Annotated in this window: 6 protein-coding genes and 1 other annotated feature (1 of these 7 running past the window's edge); of the genes, 2 read left to right on the top strand and 4 right to left on the bottom strand. The window is 47.4% G+C overall.

Annotation, left to right across the window (positions count from 1 at the left end; genetic code table 11):
• Positions 1 to 428, bottom strand: a 428-nt coding sequence (locus ACFQNG_RS04615; protein ID WP_379863697.1) for a tyrosine-type recombinase/integrase, incomplete at its 3' end; no start/stop codon positions are given.
• A gap of 376 nt (positions 429 to 804) precedes the next feature.
• Here ACFQNG_RS04615 and ACFQNG_RS04610 point away from each other — a divergent pair.
• The gene (locus ACFQNG_RS04610; protein WP_379863695.1) at positions 805 to 1578 is read left to right on the top strand and encodes a hypothetical protein; all 774 of its coding nucleotides are present in this window, start codon (positions 805 to 807) and stop codon (positions 1576 to 1578) included.
• Positions 1579 to 1791: 213 nt separating this feature from the next.
• Here the strand turns inward: ACFQNG_RS04610 and ACFQNG_RS04605 are convergent, their stop codons facing one another.
• Both ACFQNG_RS04605 and ACFQNG_RS04600 read right to left on the bottom strand, forming a co-directional pair.
• On the bottom strand, positions 1792 to 2376 hold the full coding sequence (locus ACFQNG_RS04605; RefSeq protein ID WP_379863694.1) for a hypothetical protein: 585 nt from the start codon (positions 2374 to 2376) through the stop codon (positions 1792 to 1794).
• 197 nt (positions 2377 to 2573) lie between these two features.
• Positions 2574 to 3485 carry an ATP-dependent DNA ligase gene (locus ACFQNG_RS04600; RefSeq protein ID WP_379863693.1) on the bottom strand — a complete coding sequence of 304 codons (912 nt, stop codon included), beginning with the start codon at positions 3483 to 3485 and terminating at the stop codon, positions 2574 to 2576.
• Between the two features lie 186 nt (positions 3486 to 3671).
• Here ACFQNG_RS04600 and ku point away from each other — a divergent pair, with 186 nt between their 5' ends.
• Positions 3672 to 4568: a non-homologous end joining protein Ku gene (gene ku / locus ACFQNG_RS04595; RefSeq protein WP_379863691.1), complete on the top strand. Its 897-nt coding sequence runs from the start codon at positions 3672 to 3674 to the stop codon at positions 4566 to 4568.
• 493 nt (positions 4569 to 5061) lie between these two features.
• On the opposite strand, the gene ACFQNG_RS04590 is transcribed toward ku, so the two are convergent.
• A complete protein-coding gene (locus tag ACFQNG_RS04590; RefSeq protein WP_379863690.1) occupies positions 5062 to 5589 on the bottom strand; it encodes a DUF4328 domain-containing protein in 528 nt (175 codons plus the stop codon).
• 348 nt (positions 5590 to 5937) lie between these two features.
• Positions 5938 to 6000, top strand: a binding site (T-box leader); it runs 159 nt beyond the window's last position.

Below are 6000 nucleotides of genomic sequence, written 5' to 3'. Positions count from 1 at the left end.
CCTGATCGTTCTCCCATCGTCACATCGTCTTGGTTCAAGGCAACCAGTTCGGATACGCGAAGACCGGTATACAAAAGAAAATAAACGATCGCGATGTTTCGTAGCTTTCCCTCACTCTCCACTTCACGCAACAGTCGGTTCCGTTCGTTCCGATCCAGCGACTTGGGCGCGATGTTTTGGATGCGTCTTACCTCCGGTCGACGAATTCCTTCCATTATATATGTCTTTTTCTGGAATCGAGCAAAAGAGGACAGACAAGCAAAGTGGTTGTTGATCGTCGATGGCTTTTTGCCCTCCTGTTCCATGTGATTTATATAGCTTTGAATATCGACTCGGGTGAGGTTGTTCAGGTCACCCCCATTTTTCGTAACGAATGTTTCGAATTGCGAAAGGATATTTTGGTACGTACGAATCGTTTTTGGACTCATTCCCTCCTGTTCGAGATGCTCAAAAAAGGACTCGATGAGTTTTACGCAACTTTTTTCACGCTTAGCACCTCCGTGAGACCTGATTCTTTCGTTCCGGGTTTATGTATAAGTTGCACAAAATGATAATTTTACGCAACTTTTGATTCTGAAAAAAAGAAGCGATTAGCTTTACTAATCAATATTCTATCACAATTTTCTCGTTAGGAAAAGGGATAGAGGCGCACAGCGGCCACATTCTCGCCGAGAGCGAGCTGGGACGGGGCACCGCTGTCATATTCTTCCTTCCGTTTTCCTGATTGGGTCAAATCTGTATCATGGTTTTGTCATACTTTCCAGATATCCTGTAGACAACCGAAAAACAGAAAGGGGATTGGACATGATTTCTCTCAAAAAAATCATCGCGTTCGGAGCGGCCATCGGCCTCGCCGGTGGCATCATCGTCGGGGCGAGCCAGGTGAGCTACGCTGACGTGCAGGACGTCTTTCAGGGCAAAGGATGGTTCAAGCATGCCGGTTTCTTCAAGCATCACAAAGAAGTGCAAGATAAACGCATGGAAAAACTGCTTGAGAGAATTGGCACCTATCTCGGCATGAAGTCGGAAGATGTGAAAAAGATCATGCAGCAGGAAATGATTCCGCCGCGTCAGCTGGCGGTGGTCGCAGTGATTGCCAAGAAGAGCAACCATTCCCTAACAAATGTGATCTCTACCATCAAGTCCAAACAGAGCTGGCAAGAGGTGCTGTCCACGTATCAGCTGAAGAAGGAAGACGTGTGGCAGGAGTTAAAAAAACGCTTCCCTGGCGTCAACTGGAAACTCTATTTCCTGAAAAACCATCCAGCCGTGATGTTTGATGTCTTGGCTAAATATCTGGGACGCACTCCGGCAGACATCCAAAATGCCCTTTACCACTCGCACGTCCATCCGGAAGGAGCCGTGGCGGCGGCCGTTCTTTCCAAAGCAAGTGGCAAGAGCTACGAAGACGTCCTGGCTTTAAAGGTACAGAAGAAAACGTGGGATGAAGTGGCCCAAGCCCTCCATGTAGACAAATCCAAAGCGGACGAAGCCCACAAACAACTCCAAGACCTGCTCCAACAGGAAGTGAAAAACTGGCGTAGCCAATTCCAAGACCAGAACCAAGATCAAAACTGAAGAGAATTTAACAAGCAGCCCCCGTTTCGCGATGAAACGGGGGCTTGTGTGTGCGCCCGGCATGCTCGTATGATATCCGGGCTGTGGACGGTGGAAGTATGTAACCTAAAACGGAAGCATATTCACCTTTTCCAATAGTGAGTAGAAGTGGAATAGACGATTCGGTACCACCCCGTATACACCAAAACGCACTGTTTACAAGGCTCGACGATGTCAATGATCTTCCATGTCTGATTCTTTTTGCATGAGGGATTCAAGATCAAACGATTTCTTAAAGAGTTCCAAAATCAGCGGTTCCACCACTTTTTTGAGGGTGGCCGACGGGTCATCCGCATGAAAGATGTCGGAGTGTTTCACTGTCTCAACCGTTTCGTCCCGATGGAAAAAAAACTCCACGCCACCTTCTTCCTTCTCTTCATCCAACGTTTCCACAAACTCGTCGTCTTCCAGTTTTTCATAGTCGTCCAGCGTGTGCAGGTCGGCGCATTGCAAAGAGTGCGCTTCGCCTTTGAAATTGGTGACCGTGAACATCACAAGCGCGTCTTCTTCTCTCTTATCCACGAACTCCACCTTGGATACAAAAGGCTCGATTTGCGGTTTGAATTCTTCGGTGATTTGTGCATATAAATTAAACAGCTCATCAGCGTGATCAATCCATTTGTTGTTGATGTTCGCTTTCTTGAGTTCTTTTTGTTTCTGCTTTTTATAGCTTTCTACCTGGGCTTCCACAAATTCCTCAAAGAGGGTCCCTTCCGATTTTTCCTTCAATTCCTCCAACCGTTCCAACACCTTCCGCAACACCGCCCAAATATACTTTTGGAATAGGGTTGCCTTGCATGAGTCAATTTATGCGATGGGGGACAGGGGGGGCTGGAGCGTGTCTGGCAAATCAAGTTGATCGATAGGAGGTGGGGGAAAAACTTTTTCCCGATGAGCGCCGAAGGACAAGTGAAGCGAATGGGAAAACGGCCGCAGACAGTTTTATCAGACACGTCCTAGCTGACCCATTGGCAAGCGGCGGGATGATGATCGATGAGGAAGTGTTCGAATTGCACCATGCGCAATTGGTGGTTTTCCGTGCGATCCAAATATTTCACCTTGCAACAAAGCCGGGGTTCAATCCACTGAATTCCGGTTCGGTCTTTCCAGGTGTGGATCTGCCCGGCCACTGCCAGAAAAGCTTCGATCTCCTCGGGATGAAAGCCCCTTTCCACTAACGCCAAAGGCTTGTTTTCCACTGTTTTGAAATGGGCGCCGACCACCATTCCAAAGGGTTTCAGCTTATAACCGAGAATGACGCAGTCGAGGGTTCGCCAGTGCTTCACTTTGATCCATTCGCCGCTGCGTGCGTTTAAATGGTATCGGGAGTTTTTCTCCTTGCACACCAGTCCCTCCCAATGATGCTTCTGGGTCCAATCATATAGGGACTGGCCGTCCTCAAAATGCGGAACGGTAATCAGCGAGTTGGACGGGTTGATCAGGTCTTCCAAGCGATTCAGGCGCTCCAGCAATGGCTCTTTCAAGTGTTCATTGCCATTGATATATAACACGTCGAAAGCAGCGAACGTTGCCGGATATTTTTTGACAGCTTGCTGAATGGAGCCTGGATCGGAAAGGAGTCCCCGGTTCCGCACATGATCAAAAACCGGCCGTTGGTCCGAAAACACGACCAGCTCACCATCCAATATCGCTTCGTCCGCTTTCATTTGCCGGGCGGCTTTCACGATTTCCGGGAATTTTTCTGTCACTTTGTTGCCATGTCGCGTGTATATTTCAATCCGGTCGCCCCCTTTGTGCAACAGGGCGCGATATCCGTCCATTTTGCATTGGTATACATACCGGGGATCTTCCAGGTCAACATGCAAATGAATAGTTAACAGCATGGGTTTAAGCGGAGTGAAAAGCATAAGTTATAACCTCCCAATATGTTATTGTGACATGGGAGATGGCAAGTTCCAAATGCACTTTTTGGAAGGCGTTCTCCACGACGGGCGTGGATGCGAAAGAGTATTCCAACATGTTCCAACCCCGAGTGATAAAACACCCTTCACTTTGGAAAGCATAAGAAAAAAGCGTAAAGGAGCATAACCTCAATGCGATCCATGTGGAAAGGGAGTATCAGTTTTGGATTGGTGAATATCCCGGTCAGTTTGTACAAAGCAACGGAGGATCATAAGACCAGTTTTCGCAGTTTGCATGAAGAGTGCAAGCATCCGATTCAGTACAAAAAGTGGTGCCCTGTGTGTGATCGTGAAGTGGAGCAAAAAGAAGTCATTCGCGGCTATGAGTATGCCCCGGGGAACTATATCATCATAACGGACGATGACATCAACGAATTGCCTTTGCCCACATTGCGCACCATTGAGATTCTTCACTTTACAGACAAAGAGAGCATTGATCCGATCTATTACGAGAAGTCCTATTATCTCGGCCCTGGAGAATACGGCGGCAAACCCTACAAACTTCTGTATCGAGCCATGGACCAGACGGGTAAGGTGGCGGTCGCCAAAGTCGCCTTTCGCACAAGTGAGCACTTGGCTGTCATCCGCCTCCACAAGAATTGCCTCCTCATGAACATCATCCATTATCCCGCGGAAGTGCGAGCGGTGGAAGGAGTTCCCGGCGTTGAGGGGATGGCGGCAACAGAGGTGAGTGAAGCAGAGCTTCAAATGGCGACCAGATTGATCGAAGAAATCAGTGGGGCTTTTCGTGACGACTACAAAAGCAACTATGAAGAGGCGCTCAAAGAACTGATTCAGGCCAAGATCCAAAATAAGGAGGTGGAAGAGCCGGAGGCCGCGCCGCGTGCGGGCAATGTGGTTGATCTGATGGAGGCGCTGCAGCGAAGCCTGAATGCCACCAAAGAAAAACAACCGCAGAAACAGGCGGAACCGACCGCGGTTGTTGCGGGTGGGGAGAAACCGTTAGCAACGGGGGCCGATATCAAGCCGGTCACATCGCCAACGCCGCGCCGCCGACGGAAAGTGTAGGCAAAAATAGGTTCATTATTGAGAGGTGACCTTTATTTAAACATAGGGTCACCTTGTCTTATTAGCCATGTGAACTTCATTGTATTTCTTGCTTACATCGCTGTTTGCCTTAAACGGATATTATTGGATGAATGAAAAAGGGGCAGTGAACATCGCAGATGAATTCCCCATGGCGCCAAAAAGGTATAAAGAAGAAGCCAATGAAGTATTTACCCCAAAAGCTTCCGAATCGGGGGGATGAACAAATCTTTGGAGCTTATAAAAAATGCTCATTCATAGATACTAAACATCTTTGTTTGTCAAATATCTAGTCCTACTTCACTACTTACCGGACACGTTCTAGAAAGCGTCTTCGGGCGACGGACGGGAGGAGAGAGTGCGGTAGGTTTCTTCCTGTCGCCGGGTCAACTGCCTTACCAATATAATTGCTAGAATGGTTGAAATGATATCAAGCAGGTCGGAAGTGAGGGATAATCGGACTCCAACGGTGAGTTCATCCAAGGTGCTCACTTGCATGGAGTATTTGACGTATCTTTCGGCTGTCAAATTGGAAAAGGAGCCAAAACGCCCACCAATTTTTTAATAAGACCCCTCCTAATTTTGAAATCCTTTGGGATGAAGCATACCATGCATCCTTCATTCCCAGATAAGGCATCACCAGCTTGGCAAAAGGCACGAAAAACCAACCGACGGCCCAGCCCGGGCTCATTCTTGCATGTCCGACCCCCAACGCGGGCAAATTTTTGTGGATGCGGTACACCCACATCAAAAAAACGATGGACGTCGGCAGCAATGTCACTCCTCCCATCAAATTTGCGATTTTGGTGAAGCTTTGCGCCCGAAGCCATTCGCTGTCGGTGAGCGTCAGGCCAGTCATTCCGATGTGCTCACCCCATTTAATCACATCGCCGATCAACAAAAGAATCGAAAATGCCAGGTAAATGCTTAACAAAATCACAGTGGCGGTTCCCAACCCGCTTGGGGACCGATAAGACAACGGGTTTGTTTGTTGTTCTTGCATTTCTTTTTCCTCCTTTTATTTTTGATCCATCTATTATGTATATTCGTATCATTTCATCAAAAAAGGGTATTTTTTGAAAAAAAGATGCCAGAAGTAATTTTATTTATAGCGCTCATCAACGACTTTTGAAATAACTTGTAGTTAACCAACCTCCTAGGGGAGGTTTTTTGTTGTTAAGTCTACATTAAAGTAGACTTGTTTGTTTTGCAGACTAAACGAGAAGCACCATTTCACAATATCCATCCAAAAGAAGAATCAAGCGGCCATCATTGCTTCTTTGTCGATTTTCAATGAATGGACCTTGACAAGATGGAGGCTCTTTTGTATAAATATTCTTAACTATGGAATATTGTTGCGTTGAGGAAGTGAGTAAGTCTGTGGAACCGCCAAGAGAGCGGGGGTCGTGGCTGG

The sequence above is a fragment of the Laceyella putida genome, assembly GCF_042665195.1.
Taxonomy (GTDB): Bacteria; Bacillota; Bacilli; order Thermoactinomycetales; family Thermoactinomycetaceae; genus Laceyella; species Laceyella putida.
Note: the sequence above shows the minus strand (reverse complement) of the source record. Positions and strands in the feature narration are given on the sequence as shown.

Bases quoted from the DNA above. Each gene is read 5' to 3' on its own strand.
- ACFQNG_RS04600 (WP_379863693.1), bottom strand. From the start codon at position 3,485: ATGCTTTTCACTCCGCTTAAACCCATGCTGTTAACTATTCATTTGCAT.
- ACFQNG_RS04590 (WP_379863690.1), bottom strand. From the start codon at position 5,589: ATGCAAGAACAACAAACAAACCCGTTGTCTTATCGGTCCCCAAGCGGG.
- ACFQNG_RS04610 (WP_379863695.1), top strand. From the start codon at position 805: ATGATTTCTCTCAAAAAAATCATCGCGTTCGGAGCGGCCATCGGCCTC.
- ku (WP_379863691.1), top strand. From the start codon at position 3,672: ATGCGATCCATGTGGAAAGGGAGTATCAGTTTTGGATTGGTGAATATC.